The sequence below is a fragment of the Sphingobacterium sp. Lzh-3 genome, from assembly GCF_046764375.1.
Lineage (GTDB): Bacteria > Bacteroidota > Bacteroidia > Sphingobacteriales > Sphingobacteriaceae > Sphingobacterium.
The window spans coordinates 3,186,711-3,206,994 of the sequence record NZ_CP177226.1; the positions used below are offsets into that span (position 1 = coordinate 3,186,711).

The following is a 20,284-nucleotide window of genomic DNA, read 5'->3' on the forward strand; positions in this document are numbered from 1 at the left end:
ACACTATTCTTGCTGTTGTTTATAGCAAAATCTTTTGCACAAAATACATCTAGCCCACCTATTCAAATTAATTCTACGGATAGTACAATTGTATACAAGCTTTTCCCTACACAAAATATGTTTACATTTATCAAATTGAATACAAGAAATGGACAAATGTGGCAAGTTCAATGGGATACAAGCATTATCAGATATATCTTTAGTAGATAAAGGTGAAGAAAAGAATGGTAGATTTTTTCTTTACCCAACTACTAATATTTTTAATTTTATTCTTCTCGATCAAATAGACGGTAGAATGTGGCAGGTCTCCTGGGGAAGAGAAAAGGACAGAAAAGTGTTATTAATTGAGTAATTATGTATTTTTATTGTCTTAATAACTAATCTTCATTTTGAAACCATTAAATACATGAAAAATGTAATTGCTATATGCACATTAATCGTGCTCGCCTTATCTTTTCAAGATTTAAGTGCTCGAACAAAATATCCTGGGAAAAGACATACGACTAGTCATGGTGGAACATATAAAAGTGGTAAGGGCAGCTCTCATAAAGGAGGAACATATAAGAACGCTAAAACAGGAAATCGATACGGTAGACATAGATAAGAAAAGTATTAATTGATTCCACAGTTTATAGCGATTTTTAATTAAAGTTATAATGCATAAATTATTATTAACCATATTTTGGTTTGCCTGCAGTCTTAAATTGGGCATCCCTGTGATCCTTAGCACTGTAGCTGTAAAAATGGGTGCTGGTACCCCCACAATACCTGCACTGAAAGCCGCTTTGCCGGGTATTGAAGAGATTGACCGAAATTCTATGGATGCCTGGGAAGATGAAAATTTAGTACATGCCATAAAAGCTACAGGACGGAAAAAGCTGGTAATGGCCGGTATTGTTACTTCCACCTGTCTGACTTTTGGAGCTCTACACGCATTATCCGAAGGCTATGAAGTCATGTTTATTGAAGATGCTGTTGGTGACAAATCTGTTGAAGAACATGAAAATGCAGTGAGAAGACTTATTCAGGCTGGTGCCGTACCAACCTCAACAATTGCCCTTACCGCGGAATGGTTCAGGGACTGGTCTTCTCCAATGGCTCAGCATGCCAGAGAATTGTATCCGGGATATTTAACTGAATCAGCAAAATTAAGAGGTCTGCCATTGCCTGCATGGGCAAAGGAAAATGGAGCACAGTAAAGGACAATATAAAAATAAGACTGCTATCTTCTGATGGCAGTCTTATTTTTTTTGAGTTATGTAACATCAATATCGTCTCTCAAAAACAAATAACTGAGAATTGTTTCCTTTCCTCAGTTATTACTTATATACATGATTAACAATTAATCATCCAGGTTGGTTGAAAAAGTCAGGCTCTTCCAGTTCTCTCTCTCCACTTCGTCTTCTTTAATTTTTTCCTGCACCAATTGATAGGCATCAGGTCCTGCAAGTAAATGCACAGGCGGATTTTTCATTTTCGCTATATCGATCAGGATTTGAGAGAGTTTCTGCGGATCCCCCTGTTGTGTACCGTTCATACTCTGCATCCATGCTTTCATCCCATCTGTTTTGTATCCGTCTATCATAGTTTTGGCATACATCTCGGCTCCTTTATCTAAAAAGGAAGTCCTGAAAAATCCCGGCGCTACTACAGTTGCGTTCACACCTAAATGCTTAATCTCGTCGGCCAGACATTCGGTTAAACCAATAACGGCAAACTTGGCAGCTGTGTAGGCTCCCGAAGAACCGTAACCTTTGTACCCTCCTGAGGATGAAAAGTTAATGATATGCCCGCTTTCCTGTTTTCTCAAATAAGGCATCGCGTTACGGATCACATTGGTAGTACCGATTAAGTTAACGTCGATAGCCTGGCAAAACTCCTGATCGGAAAGTTCCTCAATGGCACCATAAATAGCGTATCCGGCATTATTAACGACCACATCCAGTTTACCAAAGGTTTCAACCGTTTTTTCTATGGCTTCTTTTACCTGTTCATTCTCGGCGATATTTACTCCAAGCGGAAGAAAATTTGGACCGCTTTCTCCAACCTGCTTTTCAAGATCTGCTGCATTTCTCGAAGTTGCTGCTACTTTGTAGCCTTTACTTAATAATAATTTAACTAAGGTAAGCCCCATTCCTTTGGATGCACCCGTTACAAACCACACTTTATTTTTTGTTTCCATTTTTTTTGATTTTGCTGTTTTTGGAAATTAATGACCTGAAATTGTTTTATTTTAAACCTCCTGATACTAAAACCCTTGCATCTGACACAAATTGTGAATCGTCACTGGCAAGAAATACCGCTACTTTTGCAACATCTTCAGGATACCCCATACGACCCAATGGGGTAGCATCTACAAAACCCTGCCCGAATTCTCCACTGAAATCAGCCTGTGTTCCTTCAGTAAAAATAGCCCCCGGAGCTATGGCATTAACGCGGATTCCTTTAGGTCCCAGTTCTGTAGCAAGCACATGTGTAATAGTTTGAATTGCACCTTTGGTACCAGAATAGATTGCATAATTAGGAATACCTCTTTCGCTAACTACTGAGCTCATGTTAATAACGTTTCCTCTTTCTCCAAAGTAATGAAGTGCTTCTTTGGTACATAATAAGGTTCCCAAGACATTGATACTAAAATGTCGGTTGAATTCTTCGGGAGTGATCTGTTCAAGGGCAACAGGCTTAAAAACACCGGCATTGTTTACTAAAATATCCAAACGTCCAAATGTTGAATGAGTAAGTTCAAACATTTTTTTAATATCATCAACTTTTGAAACATCAGCATGCACTGCAATTGCCCGGCCTCCGTTATTGATGATTTCATTTACCGTGTTTTCCGCTCCTTTTATATCAGATGCATAATTCACTACTACTACTGCGCCTTCATCTGCAAATGCTTTTGCAATTCCTGCACCTATACCTTTAGATGCTCCTGTTACTACTGCGACTCTACCGTCGAGTCTTCTGCTTGTTGTGTTCATAATAAAATTGTTTTTTAAAATTGATACAACAAATGTCCGATGATCTCACAGGGTAAATGTTTCCAAATAAATGGATGTTGTTTCCAAATTGCAGATTCGGATAAAAAGACGGGAAATTTTATTTTTAATCAAAGGAACGACGAAACTGAAGCGGGGAAATTTCAACTTTTTTACGAAAGAGCTTATTAAAGGATTGTGGCCGTTCGAATCCAAGCTGATAGGCAATTTCTGCTACGGATAAATTGCTCGTTGATAAGAGCTCTTTTGCTTTTTCAATCATCATATTCTGAATATGAAGCTGCGCGGATTCTCCGGTTAGGGATCGTAGCATATCACTTAAATAACTGGACGAATAATGAAGCTGCTCTGCAAGGTATTTCACTGTTGGAAGTCCATTTTGTAAGCCTGTTTCCTTATCGAAATAATCATTAAGCAATTTTTCAACCCTTGCAAGCAGATCGCCTTCAGCAGCCTGTTGGGTAACAAACTGACGCTTGTAAAAACGGTCACAGTAGTTCAGAAGCAGTTCCAGTAAAGTAATGATGATAATGGGTGAAGAATCATCAAATTTTGATTTCATTTCGCCCACCAGGGTTTCATATATATTAACGAGAATCGTCTGTTCACTCTCCGTTGGGCGTAGAGCTTCATGAACGGAATAGGCAAAGAAACCGAATTTCTTGGCGATATTGTCTAAGGAAAACCCCCTAAGGAAATCCGGATGGATCAGAATACTGTATCCAGCATGCTGCAGATTATTTTCTGCAGCCAACAGTTGACGGGGCGCTAAAAACAGCATGGTCCCCTTTTCAAACTCATAGTAATGCTGTCCGTATTTCAGCTTACCAGTCGGATCATTTTTATAGGATATAATATAGAAATCCAACATGAATTTTTCCGGAAGCTTCTTTCCGGATTCTACCAAATGGACACTTTCTACCACAGTTACCAATGGATGCAGGGGCTCAGGCAAATCGAGTGCGGATAAAAGAGTGCCAATAGAGGTGAACAGATGGGGTTTCATGACATGTTAAAAATATCAAGTTTAAATATACTTTTTTTACCTGATTTTATTAAATTACTTTTTGAAGTTATATAACATCCCTACTGTTCCATAGTTATTATCCTTAAACTTACTTGAATGATGGTTATTTGTTTATCAATAAAAGGTCAATAGAAAATGCAGTTAAACATCAGCATACTCCCCGCGAAAATATAAGCTCCTATATGTGGTGCCCTTAACAATAAAAAGCCGATCCCCAAACAGGAAAGCAGAAGGGCAAGGACAATATATTGATTATTTGTGCTCCGCCGCTTATAGATGTTAGGGTTTACCTCCATATAATATGTATAGTTTTCTATAATAGATTTATCCTATTAACATTTCAATTGAAGTCAGTATTATTGCTCAAATTCACGAGCATGTTTTTGCTCATTTTTCCCACTACCGAAATTGGGGCTGATTTTATAACTTTTCAAGAATTGTTTGTTCTTGATTCGCAAGCTATAATGCCAATTTCCTGATCCGCTCGACTTGAAAAATAGCAGCATCACTAATCAAAAACAACTGTTCCCTAATGACATATTATTCATCGTTTAATCCTCATCTTCGTAGGAAGTATAAGACCAGTCAACAACAATCGTATCCAATATCTCATCAAAACGTTTCTCATCACTTGAACCGATAAAGATCGCCTCACAGTTGCCTTTCTCATCAAATGAAAGACTGACTAGCTCATAAAAGTCATCCGTGTACACTTTCTGCCCTTCATAAGAAATCTCAGGTACGGTCGTCCAGTACTTCTCGATTACCTGTAAAATTCCCGGCCCAACATTTCCGAAATAGTTGGCATGATATTTTAAACCTCCGAAAGTTCCGTTGTAGACCGCCATCAGCAAAAAGAAGCTTTCGATAGAATCTGTTTCCAAATACCAGTCAGGGTTTTCTTCAGTACATGCATTTCCCCAGACAGACGGACTGGCCAACTTTAGGTCCTCCTTTTTGATCCCCCAGGAAACGACAGCTTGATTTTCCTCATAGATCATCAGATATCCATCATTTGAAAAATCAATTTCTTTTGCCGGGGTCAGAAGCCTGTTGTAGGAAAAGTTGATAGCTTCATTTTTTCCCAGGTTCAAAAAGTAATTCTTAAGTTCTGCCGGCAATATTATACCTAATCTCAATTCAAGCGCTATGATTTCTTCAACCGGATAGCCGAAATCTACTTCTGCAGAGAGGTTGTAAAGCCGTCTTATTTTCTGTAGATAATCCATTATTTTATTTTAATAAACAATATAACAAAAACTGTTATTAAATATCGTTTTTAATTTACCACCTGTAAAATAGCGGCCATAGCAGATAGAATAACAAGCCAGTGTATTATGATCAAAATATTAAGCTTTTTTAGTATTATAAATAACACTCCAAAAGCAATGCCCCAGGACATGAACCACCAAAACTGATCAATTGATTTTAAGCCGTGCTGAAATATAAACGGTATGGTTGCTATTAAAACGGATAACCACTTATTAATCTGATTGCTTGAAAGCGCCCTTATTGCAAATCCCCGGTAGACAATTTCTTCTGAGATTCCGGCAACCAACCCCATCAGAATAAATATAATTCTCGACATTGTCGTTCTGGGTGTCAATGAAGAAATGGCATTTAACTTCTGGATGTCTACCATTCCATTCCCTAAAGCCATTTCAATCATGATTAAGAGTACAGATCTTTTTAATATTTGTGATCGGTACACTGGTCGTTTCCCTGCTGACCGGCAATTCGCCCTGGTCCTTTCTGGTCTCTCTTGGGGCGGCGTCCGCCATCCTCATGCTCGTCTTTAAGGATACTATCCTGGGCTTTGTGGCCAGTATTCAGGTGTCGGCAAATGACTCGGTCCGCGTAGGAGACTGGATAGAAATGCCCAAATACGGTGTGGACGGCGACGTGCTGCAGATCAACCTCAACAATGTGAAGATACAGAACTGGGACAAGACCATTGTCACCATTCCGACCTATACCCTACTGAGCGATTCATTTAAAAACTATCGTGGGATGCAGGAGACTGGTGGCCGTCGGATAAAACGGGCATTGAACATTAAAATGTCTTCGGTGCGCTACCTCAGTGCGGAGGAAATCACGGCATTAAAAACGATCCGGCTGTTGGCTCCCTATATCGAAAAAAGGGAGCGCGAGATTGCCGAGTACAATAAAACCTGGCATACAGACAGCTCCTCGCCCGTCAATGGTCGCAGGATGACCAATATCGGCCTGTTCAGGGCCTATGTACTCGCCTATGCCAAACATAACCCCAATATCCATCAGGAACTTACTTTATTGGTCCGTCAGCTAGCCCCTAGCGAATACGGTATTCCGCTGGAACTCTACATGTTTACCAAGGGGACACAATGGGCCTATTTCGAAGATACGATGGCCGATATTTTTGACCATTTACTTGCTGCCATTAAGCACTTTCACCTGCAGGTATTTGAACTGCCAGCATCTGATGACCTGAGGGTGCTCGGTGCAATGGAGCCCCGCTTCTAACAACGACCTCTCTGTTGCGATCTAGGTTTGCCCAGTGGTTTCAATCTTATTGCCGCTGGGCAGCTACAATCACTAACTGCACAGTTTACTTTACTCAATCTTGGTTAGCGTGAGAATTATAATTCATTACCATTCACTGTTTACTCTTATTTCCTCTTTGGATAAATATTTATTTTTTCGTGAAGCAATTCCAGATAGCAACAGTATATCGTAATAGCTGGTCCAAAGTTGAAGAAAAATGGATTTGTGACCTCTCAGCGTAATATTTAAATGGCCAAAATTATCCGTATTGAACGGTAAAGGTATTTCCCATCTGGATGATCAATGGTATAGAAATCTCCAATATGATAAGCTGAACAAAAAAACAAAAATCACTACATTTGATTAAGATAGAATAAGAATGGAACATGGGTTAATTTTGGAGAATATTGCTAAGCACATAACATTAGACGATAATGAAGTTGCACAATTTCTTGAGTTATTAAAAAAAGTAAAAATACCGCGCAGAAGTATGATATTAACTCAGGGACAATTATGTAATTCCATTTATTTTGTTGATACTGGAGCATTACGGGCATTCTACCTTGATGTGTCCGGCAGAGAATCGACTATTATGTTTGCCATAAAAGACTGGTGGATAACAGATATGTACTGCTTTATAAATGCACTTCCCGCCATGCTTACCATTGACACTATTGAAGATAGCATCATCTATCAACTGCAAAAAAAGGATCTGGAAAAACTCTATTTAACAGTACCAAAATTTGAACGTTTTTTTAGGATCTTGATGCAAAATGCCTATATAAGGGAACAATTGCGTGTGATTCAAAATCTCTCGCTAACCGCCGAAGAACGCTTTGACATATTCCTGAATAAATATCCGGATGTTGCCAATAAAGTGAAGCAAAAACAAATTGCTTCATATTTAGGAATCACACCGGAGTTTTTAAGTATGATCAAGCGAAAAAAACAGAACGCTTAAAGTAGTTTATTTTTTTTCAGGTATAGACCACTTTAATTTGCAGTAATTAACGAATGTAAATATGATGCTAATATTAATTGCCGGCCCTTATCGGGGTGGCACTAACGATGATCCTGTTTTAATGAAAAAGAACCTTGACAACCTTGAATCATTTGCTTTAGAAATCTTTAGAAAAGGACATATACCGTTCATTGGTGAATGGATGGCACTTCCATTGATAAAATTAGCCGGATCAACACATGTTGGAGATCAGCAGTGGAATGAAATCCAATATCCCATAGCACATCGGATGCTCGAAAAATGCGATGCCATATTGCGAATCAAAGGAGAATCAAAAGGAGCTGATCAAGATGTACGGTTAGCTCAGGAAAGAGGACTGAAAATTTATCATTCCGTAGAAGAAATTCCAATATCAGAAATTCTTTAACCCAATCTTTTACTAACAAATAATGTAATTCATGGAACTAGAAATATATCAAGTCGATTCTTTTACAGAACAGGTTTTTCATGGTAATCCCGCATGCGTTGTTCCTTTAAAAAACTGGTTACCCGACGAAACACTTTTAAAAATAGCCCGTGAAAATGCGGTTGCCGAAACTGCCTTTTTTATCGATAAAGGTGATTTTATACACCTGAGATGGTTTACGCCCGAGATTGAAATGGATCTATGCGGGCACGCAACGCTTGCAACAGCCCACTGCCTAGCTGCACACAAGAACTATCAAAAAAATAGAATTATTTTTGAAACCCAGGCCGGACCTTTAGACGTATATATAGAAGATGGAGTCTATTATATGGATTTTCCTTCCAGAATGCCAGAACCTACTGCCCTGCCCGATATTATTGAGAGATCATTAAATATTCAGCCAAAAGAGGTATTCAAATCTAGAGACTATGTACTACTGTATGAATCTGAGCAGGATATAAAAAATATCAGAATTGACAGATCCATTTTCGACCTTATCAATCTTGATCCGGGGGGCGTGGTAGTAACAGCAGCAGGGACAGACAGCGATTTTGTTTCAAGATTTTTCACTCCACAGTCTTCCATCCTTGAAGATCCAGTTACTGGCTCAGCGCATTGTTCGCTTATACCATTCTGGGCAAAAAGATTAACAAAGGATAAGCTTTTTGCCATGCAATTATCAGAAAGAGGTGGAAAGTTGTATTGTGAAAACAAGCCTGATCGTGTAATTATTACTGGTAAGGCAAGAACATATTCTGTTGGACGCATTTGGATTTAATTTCATTGTCAATAAAAATAGCTTAAAATCAATCTGAAGGCACATACACAAAGACTAGCGGACAGCCCATTTTAAATTTATTAATTTTATAAGATGAAAGATTACATTATTGACAAAGTTGCTTTAATCTGCATAGTTGAAAAGAAAGTATTAACAGCTCTTTCCCATTCAAAATCAAAGCTATATCTACCCGGAGGCAAGAGAGAAATTGGTGAAACAGATTTAGAATGCTTAAAAAGAGAAATTCATGATGAACTTAATGTCCAAATCAAAGAAGATTCAGTGCAATATTTTGAAACTTTCGAAGCTCTTGCCGATGGTAAAACTGATGGTATATCAGTAAGGATGACATGTTATTTTGCTGATTATTCCGGAAATCCTGAACCGTCAAGTGAAATAACATCGTTCGAATGGATAACCTATCAGGATAGGGATCGAACATCAGCGGTTGTAAAGCTCATATTGGATAAGTTAAAAGCTTTGAAGCTTATACATTAATTTAATATTATTAGATGGAACAATTACTATCAATCGGTGCTGAAGCGTTAAGGAAAGCTGCATTAAATGAAGATGCAAAAGCTTATGTTTTAAATAACGAAGCACTCTACAAGCTAATGAAGAAAGCCGCTGACCGATACATTGGCGGTGAAAATCTTTCGGAAACTTTAATAAAAGTACAAGATTCAAATGATACCGGTTTTAAGTGTTCGATCGAGTATATGGGTGAAAGCACTCGATCTATTAAGGAAGCTGCAAAAGCGACGGATGAATTTTTGGATAGCTGCAGAGCGATCGAGCAAAAAAATCTCAATTCCACGATTTCACTGGACCTTTCGCACATTGGACTAGAAGTCTCTGAAAGTCTTTGTTATGAGCACTTATCTAAAATATGTGAAACAGCAAAGGACAGGGAAGTTATTATTAGTGCTGAAGGAACAGAGAGAACTGACCGCATTTTGAAACTCTATCAAAATGGTTCAAAGAAGTATGCAAACCTGTCCATTACCTTACAAGCCTACCTCCATCGGACAACTGATGATTTTGAAGCAATGTGTAATGAAAGGGGACGTATCCGTATCGTTAAAGGAGCATTTGAAACTGCTAAAGGACTGTCCCTACCACGTGGACAGGAACTCAATGACCGCTATATTTATTTTGTCGAACAGCTACTTTCAAAAGGCCACCCCTGTTCCATCGCAACCCATCATCATGAAATACAACAGGAAGTAAAAAAAATTATAGATACCCTAAAACCAAATAAAGAGCTCTACGAGTTTGAAAGTCTTTTCGGAATCCAAACCGATCAATTGGCCCAATTGAAAGATGAAGGCTATCCAACAAAACTCTATTTCGTTTACGGTCACGAATGGTATCTTTATCTCTGCAACAGATTAGCGGAATATCCATTAAATTTGTTCCGAGCATTGCAGGATATTGTCGAATCAAAATAGCAATTATTAATAGAAAGTTCATCAAAACGATGAATTTTCTATTACACAAAGTTTATTTCATTAATTTAATTATTATATGGATTCATATAGATCCTTTCAAAATAACTAGGCCGACATGGAGAAAATAGGTTAAAGGATTTAAAGAGTCTGGTATTAATGGTCTAAGTGAACTTAGAAATAAGCGAAACGATGTGTGTAAATCCCACATATTATCTGACGTCGTGATTAATCTTCCAGGAAAGCTTTTTACAGTTATCAAGGTTTTCAAATTTAAATATAAATATACGCAATTTGCCAAATTAGAAAGTTAATTTTAAAGTCAAACATGACTTATGATCATCCAAAAGTAACGATTAAAATAGCCTTACATACAATTTAAGGCCAAGATATCGGTTGAATGGAACAATCTACCACAATATCAAAAGCATCATAGTTATGAGTATCACCAAAACTAGATGGGTCATTGCCTGCCCGGATTGTTTAGACAAGCAAAATCGAAAAGTCATTATGTCTAGCTCACTTCTTGGTTGGAGGGGAATTCCCAGGAGGATACTGCCCCCGTGTACATCTATAGAAATTTAAAGGTAAAGGGAGAAAACAGGATCAGCGATCCAAACTGTCCGCACCTTTCATTTACAGCTGTCAATATAGGTCAAATAAAAGCTTTCGAGAATAATCCTGAAAAATTGAAAGATGTTATTAAAGATTTAAGATAACAATTAATACAAATTAACAATAAAAAGACTTTATAACAGTATAGCAACCCTTTGTGAACCCCAACTGAATATGGTGGTTGCCATTCATCTATTGGGGGGCAGTCATCCAAAATAAAGAAACTTAGAGTTTTTCGACCTCTTCGACAGAAAGTCCTGTGCCCTTAGCAATATCAGCTATAGGTAGCCCCATTTCCTTAAATGCTTTAGCAGTCTCAAGAGCTTTTTTCCGCTCTCCTTCTGCTAGACCTTTAGCGTGACCTAAAGCTTCTCCTGATTTCTTGGCCGAGTTAAATACGCTCTCAGCATCACGCTTATGTTTTAAACTTGCTTCGTATGACATGAGTTCCTCCTCCGTTAGTTTACCTATCTCTCCTATCTCAAAGATAAGACCAAATATTCTTTTATCCAAAAATGTTGGCAATCTATCCATGGTACTCAAGTGTTTAAGTAAGTACAACCACTGATCCATAACTGTCTTTAGTTCCTCTGGCTGTTTATTAAATAATGGAAGCGAAATCATTTTATATCCCAATTTATCATAGAATATTTCTTTGGTCAATTTGTCACAAAGCGCAACATCATAGAAATAAGGCCGCTCTGTGATACGGGATATACCGGTACTTCCATTTCTATCCATATTAAACTCCAAAATACCAATAAAGTAAACCTCCGGTAGGTAATAATCACTACCCTTCTTACCTCGCGCTAATTGTTTATTGATGAGACGTGAGGTATAGTACACTGCACGGTCCTTAAAAAATTCTTGAAAGAGCTGCTGCATCTCGATGATGAAAACCTCACCATCGCTGCCGATACAATGTAAATCAAATACAACACGACGCATTTCCTCATAATCACCATCATGTTCTACAGGTTTATATCTTAGATCCGAAATTATCTTCTCTCCATGAAATAGACTATTGAGAAACTCAATCAGTAAGATTTTGTTGTCCTCCCTACCAAAGTAAAATTTCCAACCGAAATCAGTACGAGGATCTACATACCTACCCAAATGTTTTTTTGATCTAGCCATAATATTTATTAATTGGTTATCAGTCAAATATACAACAATAAATTAAAAACTACTAAAATAATTAGCAAAAAACATAGGTAGACAAGTAACTTAAATTGATAATACTTCCAATTAATGAGAATTTCAGCATAGGTTTTAGTGAAAATAATCAACTTACTTTTTTTGAAAACAAAGAATTGTTGGTGCAAGTGGAATTTAGTGCAAAAATAAGGTGGACAATAGATAAATCTCTTGAAAGTTATTGACACCAGAGTTCAAAATGATGACTGGTGAATTCAGGCTCATTATCTACGCTAAGACAAAGCGGTTTGCCCCACCAGTCTAAGATTTGTTCAAGTGCCCGAGTTACCCGCAAAGAAGAAATAGAATTAAATCTGGGTATCTCCGCTGGGCAATCACCAATGGCCCCACGCCATCCATGCAGCTCAAAAAAATCATGCCTTTATAAGAGTAAATTCTATTAAAAAAAACAGAAACAAAGTGACCGGAGCAAAAAACAACAATAAATCCCCATGATCTGGGGATTGTCTCTAAGGTTGACCACCGCCGCCAGCAGCGCCATAAATCTGACCATTTGCATAACTAGCGTCAGCAGCTGCCAGCTGCACATAGATTGATGCTAGCTCAGCAGGTTGCCCAGGTCTACCCAATGGTGTATCGCCTCCGAAGTTAACGAGCTTCTCTTGGGTCGCTCCACCACTCACCTGTAGCGCTGTCCAAATTGGGCCTGGCGCTACACCATTGACCCGGATGCCTCGCGGGCCCAATTGTTTGGCCAGAGAACGTATATAATTGGTTGTTGCCGCTTTCGTCTGCGCATAGTCGTAGAGATCCGCTGAAGGATCTGCCGCTTGAACAGAGGTGGTCCCAATAATAACGACGCCGGCCTTTAAATGAGGAAGAGCCGCTTTGATTAACCAAAAAGGCGCATAAATATTCGTTTTCATCGTTGCGTCAAATTCTTCGGTTGTAATATCGGCTATCGAAGCTTTTGTTTGCTGCCTTGCGGAATTATTTATGAGAATATCCAGTCCACCAAGATGCTGAACAGCATCTTCAATAAGTTGCCTACAAAACTCCTCTTTTCGAAGATCGCCCGGAATTGCCACAGCCTTGCGACCAGCTTCTTTGATCAGCGCAATGACTTCTTGTGCATCTGCTTCCTCCTCGGGGAGGTAGTTAATTGCCACATCGGCCCCTTCCCGCGCGTATGCGATGGCAGCTGCACGTCCCATACCTGAGTCACCCCCCGTAATTAAGGCTTTTCGCCCGTTTAGCCTTCCTGATCCTTTGTAGGATTTTTCGCCGTGATCTGGTCGTGGATCCATTTTACTGCAGAGCCCGGGCCAAGGCTGTGACTGCGCTTTGAAAGGAGGTTTAGGATATTTATTTATGGGATCATCTTCCCTATAAGCTATCTGCGGAGTGGCTGCATTACTCCAATTGCCGGTAAGGCTAAATGCAAAAATTCCGGTCCCTAACGCGCCGATTGCCCGGCGCCGATTGATCTTTTTAAAATTTTCCATAATTTCATCGTTTTTAAAATAGGCTCAACTTGGTTGAGCCCAGCTATCGAATGCTAATTTTCTTTTTTTAATAGCATAGCTAATCGTGTCCCTCCGTTTTTACAATTTTATTATAGATGCCCAATTGTAGAAATGGCGCCGCCCATTGCCCAACAAACAAGGCGGTTTTATCGTGCATCATACATTTCAAAGCGGCCGATATGCCCATAGAAAGCAGTGCTGCGCCTAAAAATAGCGTGGAAGGAACTTTAGACGTTTGGTTTTCATTTTTTTTGGTGATTTCACCTTCATTTCCTGTCGTTAATGCCATAATATCCATGTTTAGTGATTATTTAAAAATTTCTAACTCTTTTTGTTTTATTCTTATTTCGTCTTTGAGTTTAGATTTGTATCGGCAAGTGTTGTCAAATCTTCATCACATTGCTCGTTAAATAAACAGAGGGAAAAGTTTATTCGTTCATCCGACAGCTCCGAAATCGCCAAAACACGCATATATACAGTTTAAAAAGTAAAACCACGTTCTGGATGCGATGAAAATGCTTTGCATAAAGTGCATCATATTTAAGTAAAAACCGGTTTCGATTGAGTGCTAATTCTACTAACTATATCGTGACTGCACATGTTTATTAGATGAACTTAAACAAAAAAAGATGGATAAAAACCAATCAGAGCATCAGCAGCGTCAAGGTATACTGCTTGTTGCATTCGCGTTAATAAGCCAGATCGGTCCAGAAGATTTTCCGACCGATATCCCGGAACAGCCGGAAGAGGAATTGCCTGAAAATGTACCTCTCGATGAACCTGAAATTGATCAGGATGATTTAGACCAGGAAGAAGAAATCGATCTCGAAGGACAAGAAGAAGTTCCCGAATTAGATGAGCCGGAAATCGACGAAGAAGCAAATGATGCGGAAGACGTTCCGGTTGAACCGCGAAATCCACCATCAGATTTAAATGAAACGACGATTTAAGAAACAAAGTGCGGACGGGCCAGTATTATCTAATAATAATGATATGATTTTCCTTATCCAACAAATGGAAACAGATAATCAGTAAAATTCCAGCAGCATCAGAAAATTGCCCCATATAAAAGTTTTTGGCAATAGAATAAGCATTATTTTTGACAGTAATGATGTATATTAGCTTTCCGAATTAAAACGATTTAAAATCACAGAACGCAGTCGTTCTTGATGCTCATCGCCCCAGTTTCCCAATACGGCAATAACGGGAATCAAAGTATTGCCGAATTCGGTAAGACTATATTCAACTTTTGGAGGTACCACGGGGTATATTTTCTTTGTAATCAGTCCATGATCTTCCAACTCCTTTAACTGGATATTTAAAACCCTACGCGAAGCATCTGGGATCTTACGCTGCAATTCACTTGGTCGTTGATATCCCTGATCAATAAACCAGAGCAAACGTATTTTCCATTTGCCGTAAAGTACTTCACCGATCAAGTCAAGACCACAGTTCAGGTTCGGAATTATTTTTCTCTCATACATATTCCAAAATTAAAGGTATGTTCCGATTTGCACAATAGGGGAATAATTTATCCCTATATGATTCGTAATTCCGTACTTGTGCCAACTGTTTTTATAGCCCAATTTTGTCCTATAAACAATTTGTAAAAATGGAACAATTTAATTTCAACAATGAATTATTAGGCAAAATAGCCTTGGTGACCGGCGGTACCAAAGGTGCCGGAAGAGCAATTGCAGAAAGACTGCTACAGGCAGGTGCAACAGTTATAATAACCGCAAGAAACGCACCTGAGAAAGAAAACAGTAACCTGCATTTCATCGCATCGGATTTGAGTAATGCAGAAGGTACCCAAAAAGTGGTCAGCGAGATCCTTACGAACTATGGAAGACTGGATATTTTGATAAACAATCTTGGAGGCTCATCAACCCCCGCAGGCGGGTTTGCAGCGCTAAGCGATGCGGATTGGGAATCTACGCTACAGACTAATCTTTTGGCTCCGATTCGTCTAGATAGAGGATTTTTACCGCAGATGATCGATCGGAAAACAGGCGTTATCATCCATATAGCGTCAATTCAGGGCAAATTGCCACTGTATGATTCGACTTTGCCGTATGCCGCAGCAAAGGCAGGACTGCGAAACTACAGTAAAAGTTTATCGAATGAAGTGACACCGAAAGGTGTTCGTGTACTGACTGTTTCACCTGGATGGATTAATACCACAGCATCGGAAGCATGGCTGGGTGAAATTGCAAGAAACGCCAACAGTACGGTAGAAGAAGCGCAACAAGGTGTAATGGATGCATTGGGTGGAATCCCCTTCGGACGACCCGCTGAACCTAAAGAGGTGGCTGAATTCGTTGGTTTCCTTGTCTCACCGAGAGCCAGCTATCTAACAGGAACTGAATATATAATCGATGGTGGAACAGTACCAACAATTTAATATAATTTAAAAATAGAAAATATGAACTTACCTACAGTAATCTCCGAGTTAGTAAAAGCACAGAACAATTTCGATAGTGCTGCCTATGTCCGATGCTTTACAGAAACTGCCGTAGTCTTTGACGAAGGCAAAACCCATAACGGAAGAGTAGAAATTGAACAATGGATGGATAAATCCAATAAGGAGTATCAAGCTTCTATGAAGCCATTGGTTTATGACGAAAAGGAAAATATTCTATCTGCGGAAATTGATGGGTCTTTTCCTGGAAGTCCAGTCATTTTAAAATTCCACTTTCAGTTGTCTAATGGCCTTATTCAATCACTGAACATTACTGAATAGAATAATAAAAAAATTAGATTCAAAAAAAGCTGAAGTATTTACTCCAGCTTTTTTTGATATCATTGCTCGCCGCAATAATCACCGTTGCGCCTGCATTTAACAGGTGTTCAGCTTTTACCTTTCACCCCGCCTTTTGTACCACCTGAAGTGGAATACAGTCTTACAGAATTTGGAAAGACTTTAATCCCCGTTATTTCAGCACTAGGAAATTGGGGGGGGTGAGCATCAATTACTTTCCAACAATCACTTTTCGATGTTAACTCTTCCCGAAATTATCGGGCAAGAGTTGCTTCAAGTTCTATCTTTAAAGTTTCAAAAAGTGCCTTGACTTCCAACACTGTACTACTCTGCTGTACTTTATTTTTGCTAAGCCACTGTTGAATAACATCGAAGTTTTCAAATAATTCAGAAGAATCGGTGGTGTAGATATTTAGTCGGACAAGATCTTTAACTTCATAACCACTTTGTAGAATAACTTTTTCAAGATTTTCAATAGTATGAAAAATCTGCGTTCTCATATCAGCAATACTCGATATTCCCTCATCATTAATGGCACATTGTCCTGATACATATAAAGTTGAATCTGCATGTTTAACTTCAACTGCCTGCACATAATTTCTGGCATCCTGCCATTTCCAGGGATTGATTACTTTCTTTTCCATTGTTGTAAATTTATTGTGAGACAAAGCTCCCGATAATTTTACATAACCCCGTGTGACAAACCTCACAATTTAATAAAATCAGGAAAACAGGCGACTTAACGTTTCCCTGGACACACCTAGGTAAGAAGCAAGCAGCGATTTTGGGATTCTTTGTATCAATGCCGGATTTCGGGCAATCAACTGCTCATATCTTTCTTTGGCACCTGAAGTTAAAAAAGATAGGATGCGCTGCTGCGAACCTATATGGCCCGCAATTGATTTGCGCAGGAAAAAGCGCTCCATCTTTTGTAAATGATTGCACAATCGATCAAAATCATCCAACGATAGACATAGTAATTCAGTGTTCTCTAGGCATTCCAAAGTAAATGAAGCATTTCCATTTGTATAAAAGGCAGAAACGTCCGTTTCCCACCAATCTTCCATTGCAAATGAAACAATATGCTCCTTAATATTTTCATCGGTATAATAAAGTTTAAGAAGCCCCGACAATACGAAGTATAGATATTTTACCTCTTCGCCTTCCTTAAAAATACATTCAGATTTTTTATAGTGCTTGTAAATAAAACATGCTCTTATAAATGCAAACTCTTCTTCGGTAAGCGCAACAACGTTCTCTATATGTTCTTTTAATAAATTATATTTATTTTCCATTGGGTGATAGGTACCAATTGTGGCTGATTTTAGTTTGTTTTTAATTTATTTCAACCCATTCCAAAAATTCTAATTATCTACGTTAAGCCCAATAATAGCATCAGCACGAATAGCCTGAGCACTTTGCTTGAGCGTTACGGTAGACAGTAGTTGGGATATTATCTTTCCATTTCAGCAATAATAGTTGCAATCAATTTTTCTGCATCATGATATTGGAGAATAGAGGCTGCCTGACCTGCCCAAAACGATTTCAATTCAGGATTCGATTCGGAATTTGCAGGATACGCTCCCAGTTTACCAACTATTTTCCCTTGTAATGGATAAGGGGCAAAACTATTTTGAAATTCTTTTAACTCCTCTGTCAAGCGGTTTTTTATTCCTCGTGATAACCTTCCAGTAAAAACTTTGGTCAATGTTGTATAACGGGCTTCTTTTGAGAATAATTTTTCACGATGTATTTTACTTGCTCCAGATTGCCGGGTAGCCAGAAAAGCAGTTCCTATTTGCACCGCATCGGCACCTAATGCCATTGCCGCTTTTACCCCACGGGCATCGGCAATACCGCCAGCGGCTATAATAGGGATTTTTACAGTATCCGCGACTTGCGGAATCAATGAAAACGTTCCTATTAAACTTTCCTCAGGTTTATCCAAAAATGAAACCCGATGCCCACCTGCATCAAATCCTGTGGCTACCACAGCATCTACTCCTGCATGTTCTATCGCGATAGCTTCATCTAACGTAGTAGCAGTTCCTATCGTTATGATCCCTAAGCTCCGGCATTTCTCCAAAATTGCTTCAGCGGGTATGCCATAAACAAAACTAAAAACCGTTGGCTTTATCTCAAAAATAGCTTCAATCTGCTCTTCAAACTTAGGGCTACCTTGCAAAGGAAATGTGGGTGGTTCTGCACCGACCTCTTCAAAGTATGGCTCCAAAAGTTTGATAACTTGCTGGAACTTGCTTTCATCAAAATCTCCTGCCGTAGCATCTTGACCATTAACCCATAGATTAATGTTAAATGGTTTTGCGGTCAATTTTTTGATGCCTCTAGAAATAGAAATTAGTTCGGCAGCACCATAAGGCTGCCCACCGTAAGATCCCAATCCACCCTTATTTGAAACTAGTGCTGTAAGATCCTCCGAGGATAATTTTCCACCAAAGGGACCTTGAACGAGGGGTAAATCTATTCCAAGAAGTTTAGTGAATTTTGTTTTTGTCCACATATGAATAAATTTAGCGTTGCCCAACTAATTTGAACTGTAGTACAAACTCATCATAAATCAATTTGTCGCCCAAATTCGGAATAAACTTTCCTGACCCATACCGAATATTGTACAATGTACGATCAATTTTGATTTCGCCCAATGCATGCAAGAAATCGTTAAATATTTCCACAGTTGCCGTAAAATGAATGGGCTGTGTAATGTCCTTAATGGTCAAATCGCCACTAATAATGTAATGCGTATTTTCCTTTCTCCCATTCCTGATTTTCAAAGATGCTTTCTTAAATTGATCGACCGAGAAAAAATCATCGTGGTTTAAATGATGAAAAAATTCCATGTAAATAGATTTGTCAGAAATATCGGTGATTACAATTGAAGTCATGTCAATATGTATTTCTCCATCGATGATCTCATCGTTTTCAAAACTCAAAAAACCATTTTTGATTTGAATAGTTCCTGTGTGTAAGCCTAGAACTTTCTTCCCTGTCCAATTGACAGTGCTGCTTTCTGTTTGAATGTTAAATGTTGTCATTGTGCTAGATTTTTAATTTGACAAGACAAAATTCAGGGTATTCTTTAAAGATAGAAAGGACATACCTCACAAAAAAAATGTGAGGTAGATCAATTGTTTGGTGAGTATAAGCGACTCAGTGTTTCTCTTGTAACACCAAGATAAGCAGCTAAAATGTGCTTGGGCAACTTTTGCACCAATGATGGATACTCCCCTACAAACTTTTCATAACGTTCCTTTGCAGAGCTGCTCAATAACGATAGGATTCTGTTTTGCAACGCCACGTTCCTGCGGTTTGTTTTCTTTCTGAAAAAATGTTCGACTTGATGGAATTCGCGACAGAGCTTTTCTCTGTTTTCATTGCTAAGGCATAGCACTTCGGTATCTTCCAGACAATCAATATTTACTTTTGCATTCTTTTGATAATAATAGGCTTCATAATCTGTTATCCACCAATCCTGAATAGCGAATAGAAGAATATGTATTTTCCCGATTTCGTCAGTATAATACGATTTCACACAGCCAGAGAGCAAAAAATAATCATTTAATACGAACTGACCTTCCTGTATAAGGAATTGATGCTTTTTGAATTTCCTAAAGCTGAAATGGCTCAGGATATAATCAAACTCGACATCTGATATATCGATATATTTTCTGAACTGTTCTCGCAGGATTTTACTCATGTCCAAATTTACATTTATATCTTTAATCGTCTTCCATTATTTTTTGCCATCCAATTACTTTCCACTATTTCCCTAAGTGGACCATCGGGGTGCAAGCGACATTTCCTCCAGTTAATTTATTTCTAGACTCATTTTGGTGAAATCTTATAGAATACAAAATTATGAATTACGGTGTTAAAGTTTGAATCTGAAAATCCTTCAATATTTTAACATGCGCTATTTTTCCATTTGGATTTTTTTATAAGTTTACTTTACGGAATAAAATCGGCTGATTTTAATCGAAAGAAAACTTTTACACCAATATAAA

25 protein-coding genes are annotated in these 20,284 nt (G+C 38.5%); 11 read left to right on the top strand and 14 right to left on the bottom strand.

Annotation, left to right across the window (positions count from 1 at the left end; all coding sequences use genetic code 11):
• Positions 1-656 precede the first annotated feature (656 nt).
• Positions 657-1,199 carry an isochorismatase family protein gene (locus ACLCDV_RS13290; RefSeq protein WP_411971353.1) on the top strand — a complete coding sequence of 181 codons (543 nt, stop codon included), beginning with the start codon at positions 657-659 and terminating at the stop codon, positions 1,197-1,199.
• 143 nt (positions 1,200-1,342) lie between these two features.
• On the opposite strand, the gene ACLCDV_RS13295 is transcribed toward ACLCDV_RS13290, so the two are convergent.
• The 5 genes from ACLCDV_RS13295 to ACLCDV_RS13315 form a co-directional block, all read right to left on the bottom strand.
• Entirely contained in the window at positions 1,343-2,182 is an 840-nt protein-coding gene (locus ACLCDV_RS13295) for an SDR family oxidoreductase (RefSeq protein WP_411971354.1), read from the bottom strand.
• Between the two features lie 46 nt (positions 2,183-2,228).
• Positions 2,229-2,981 carry an SDR family NAD(P)-dependent oxidoreductase gene (locus ACLCDV_RS13300; protein ID WP_411971355.1) on the bottom strand — a complete coding sequence of 251 codons (753 nt, stop codon included), beginning with the start codon at positions 2,979-2,981 and terminating at the stop codon, positions 2,229-2,231.
• A gap of 124 nt (positions 2,982-3,105) precedes the next feature.
• Positions 3,106-4,005, bottom strand: a complete 900-nt coding sequence (locus ACLCDV_RS13305) for a helix-turn-helix domain-containing protein (protein WP_411971356.1) — start codon at positions 4,003-4,005, stop codon at positions 3,106-3,108.
• A 572-nt stretch (positions 4,006-4,577) separates the two neighbouring features.
• Positions 4,578-5,255 (bottom strand): hypothetical protein, encoded by a 678-nt coding sequence (locus ACLCDV_RS13310; RefSeq protein WP_411971357.1) that lies wholly within the window; start codon positions 5,253-5,255, stop codon positions 4,578-4,580.
• Positions 5,256-5,305: 50 nt separating this feature from the next.
• Positions 5,306-5,686 (bottom strand): CPBP family intramembrane glutamic endopeptidase, encoded by a 381-nt coding sequence (locus ACLCDV_RS13315; RefSeq protein WP_411971358.1) that lies wholly within the window; start codon positions 5,684-5,686, stop codon positions 5,306-5,308.
• Positions 5,687-5,811: 125 nt separating this feature from the next.
• On the opposite strand from ACLCDV_RS13315, the gene ACLCDV_RS13320 reads away from it, so the two are divergent.
• The 6 genes from ACLCDV_RS13320 (at position 5,812) to ACLCDV_RS13345 (ending at position 10,205) form a co-directional block, all read left to right on the top strand.
• Positions 5,812-6,528 (top strand): mechanosensitive ion channel family protein, encoded by a 717-nt coding sequence (locus tag ACLCDV_RS13320; protein WP_411971359.1) that lies wholly within the window; start codon positions 5,812-5,814, stop codon positions 6,526-6,528.
• Between the two features lie 400 nt (positions 6,529-6,928).
• Positions 6,929-7,510: a Crp/Fnr family transcriptional regulator gene (locus ACLCDV_RS13325; RefSeq protein WP_411971360.1), complete on the top strand. Its 582-nt coding sequence runs from the start codon at positions 6,929-6,931 to the stop codon at positions 7,508-7,510.
• A 61-nt stretch (positions 7,511-7,571) separates the two neighbouring features.
• The gene (locus ACLCDV_RS13330) at positions 7,572-7,937 is read left to right on the top strand and encodes a DUF4406 domain-containing protein (RefSeq protein ID WP_411971361.1); all 366 of its coding nucleotides are present in this window, start codon (positions 7,572-7,574) and stop codon (positions 7,935-7,937) included.
• 31 nt (positions 7,938-7,968) lie between these two features.
• Complete coding sequence (locus ACLCDV_RS13335; protein ID WP_411971362.1) at positions 7,969-8,754, top strand: PhzF family phenazine biosynthesis protein; 786 nt, start codon at positions 7,969-7,971, stop codon at positions 8,752-8,754.
• Between the two features lie 93 nt (positions 8,755-8,847).
• Positions 8,848-9,252 (top strand): NUDIX hydrolase, encoded by a 405-nt coding sequence (locus ACLCDV_RS13340; protein WP_411971363.1) that lies wholly within the window; start codon positions 8,848-8,850, stop codon positions 9,250-9,252.
• 14 nt (positions 9,253-9,266) lie between these two features.
• Positions 9,267-10,205, top strand: a complete 939-nt coding sequence (locus ACLCDV_RS13345; RefSeq protein WP_411971364.1) for a proline dehydrogenase family protein — start codon at positions 9,267-9,269, stop codon at positions 10,203-10,205.
• 837 nt (positions 10,206-11,042) lie between these two features.
• Here ACLCDV_RS13345 and ACLCDV_RS13350 read toward each other — a convergent pair.
• The 3 genes from ACLCDV_RS13350 to ACLCDV_RS13360 all read right to left on the bottom strand — a co-directional run bounded on the left by ACLCDV_RS13350 (position 11,043) and on the right by ACLCDV_RS13360 (position 13,790).
• A complete protein-coding gene (locus ACLCDV_RS13350; protein WP_411971365.1) occupies positions 11,043-11,954 on the bottom strand; it encodes an Rpn family recombination-promoting nuclease/putative transposase in 912 nt (303 codons plus the stop codon).
• Positions 11,955-12,484: 530 nt separating this feature from the next.
• A complete protein-coding gene (locus ACLCDV_RS13355; RefSeq protein ID WP_411971366.1) occupies positions 12,485-13,480 on the bottom strand; it encodes an SDR family oxidoreductase in 996 nt (331 codons plus the stop codon).
• Positions 13,481-13,559: 79 nt separating this feature from the next.
• Entirely contained in the window at positions 13,560-13,790 is a 231-nt protein-coding gene (locus ACLCDV_RS13360; RefSeq protein WP_411971367.1) for a hypothetical protein, read from the bottom strand.
• A gap of 340 nt (positions 13,791-14,130) precedes the next feature.
• Here ACLCDV_RS13360 and ACLCDV_RS13365 point away from each other — a divergent pair, with 340 nt between their 5' ends.
• Positions 14,131-14,451, top strand: a complete 321-nt coding sequence (locus tag ACLCDV_RS13365) for a hypothetical protein (RefSeq protein ID WP_411971368.1) — start codon at positions 14,131-14,133, stop codon at positions 14,449-14,451.
• A 168-nt stretch (positions 14,452-14,619) separates the two neighbouring features.
• Here ACLCDV_RS13365 and ACLCDV_RS13370 read toward each other — a convergent pair whose 3' ends face one another.
• A complete protein-coding gene (locus tag ACLCDV_RS13370; RefSeq protein ID WP_333575287.1) occupies positions 14,620-14,985 on the bottom strand; it encodes a helix-turn-helix domain-containing protein in 366 nt (121 codons plus the stop codon).
• Between the two features lie 128 nt (positions 14,986-15,113).
• On the opposite strand from ACLCDV_RS13370, the gene ACLCDV_RS13375 reads away from it, so the two are divergent.
• The 3 genes from ACLCDV_RS13375 to ACLCDV_RS13385 all read left to right on the top strand — a co-directional run bounded on the left by ACLCDV_RS13375 (position 15,114) and on the right by ACLCDV_RS13385 (position 16,466).
• Positions 15,114-15,905 carry an SDR family oxidoreductase gene (locus tag ACLCDV_RS13375; RefSeq protein ID WP_411971369.1) on the top strand — a complete coding sequence of 264 codons (792 nt, stop codon included), beginning with the start codon at positions 15,114-15,116 and terminating at the stop codon, positions 15,903-15,905.
• Positions 15,906-15,926: 21 nt separating this feature from the next.
• Entirely contained in the window at positions 15,927-16,244 is a 318-nt protein-coding gene (locus ACLCDV_RS13380) for a nuclear transport factor 2 family protein (protein ID WP_317666602.1), read from the top strand.
• A gap of 84 nt (positions 16,245-16,328) precedes the next feature.
• The gene (locus ACLCDV_RS13385) at positions 16,329-16,466 is read left to right on the top strand and encodes a winged helix-turn-helix transcriptional regulator (RefSeq protein WP_411971370.1); all 138 of its coding nucleotides are present in this window, start codon (positions 16,329-16,331) and stop codon (positions 16,464-16,466) included.
• Positions 16,467-16,516: 50 nt separating this feature from the next.
• Here ACLCDV_RS13385 and ACLCDV_RS13390 read toward each other — a convergent pair whose 3' ends face one another.
• From ACLCDV_RS13390 to ACLCDV_RS13410, 5 genes are all read right to left on the bottom strand, one after another.
• Positions 16,517-16,906, bottom strand: coding sequence for a RidA family protein (locus tag ACLCDV_RS13390; RefSeq protein ID WP_343566566.1), 390 nt, complete (start codon positions 16,904-16,906; stop codon positions 16,517-16,519).
• A gap of 78 nt (positions 16,907-16,984) precedes the next feature.
• A complete protein-coding gene (locus tag ACLCDV_RS13395; protein WP_317666599.1) occupies positions 16,985-17,557 on the bottom strand; it encodes a Crp/Fnr family transcriptional regulator in 573 nt (190 codons plus the stop codon).
• Positions 17,558-17,715: 158 nt separating this feature from the next.
• The gene (locus tag ACLCDV_RS13400) at positions 17,716-18,783 is read right to left on the bottom strand and encodes a nitronate monooxygenase (RefSeq protein WP_317666598.1); all 1,068 of its coding nucleotides are present in this window, start codon (positions 18,781-18,783) and stop codon (positions 17,716-17,718) included.
• Positions 18,784-18,793: 10 nt separating this feature from the next.
• A complete protein-coding gene (locus ACLCDV_RS13405) occupies positions 18,794-19,315 on the bottom strand; it encodes a YceI family protein (protein WP_317666597.1) in 522 nt (173 codons plus the stop codon).
• Positions 19,316-19,404: 89 nt separating this feature from the next.
• On the bottom strand, positions 19,405-19,977 hold the full coding sequence (locus ACLCDV_RS13410) for a Crp/Fnr family transcriptional regulator (protein ID WP_411971371.1): 573 nt from the start codon (positions 19,975-19,977) through the stop codon (positions 19,405-19,407).
• Between the last annotated feature and the right edge of the window lie 307 nt (positions 19,978-20,284).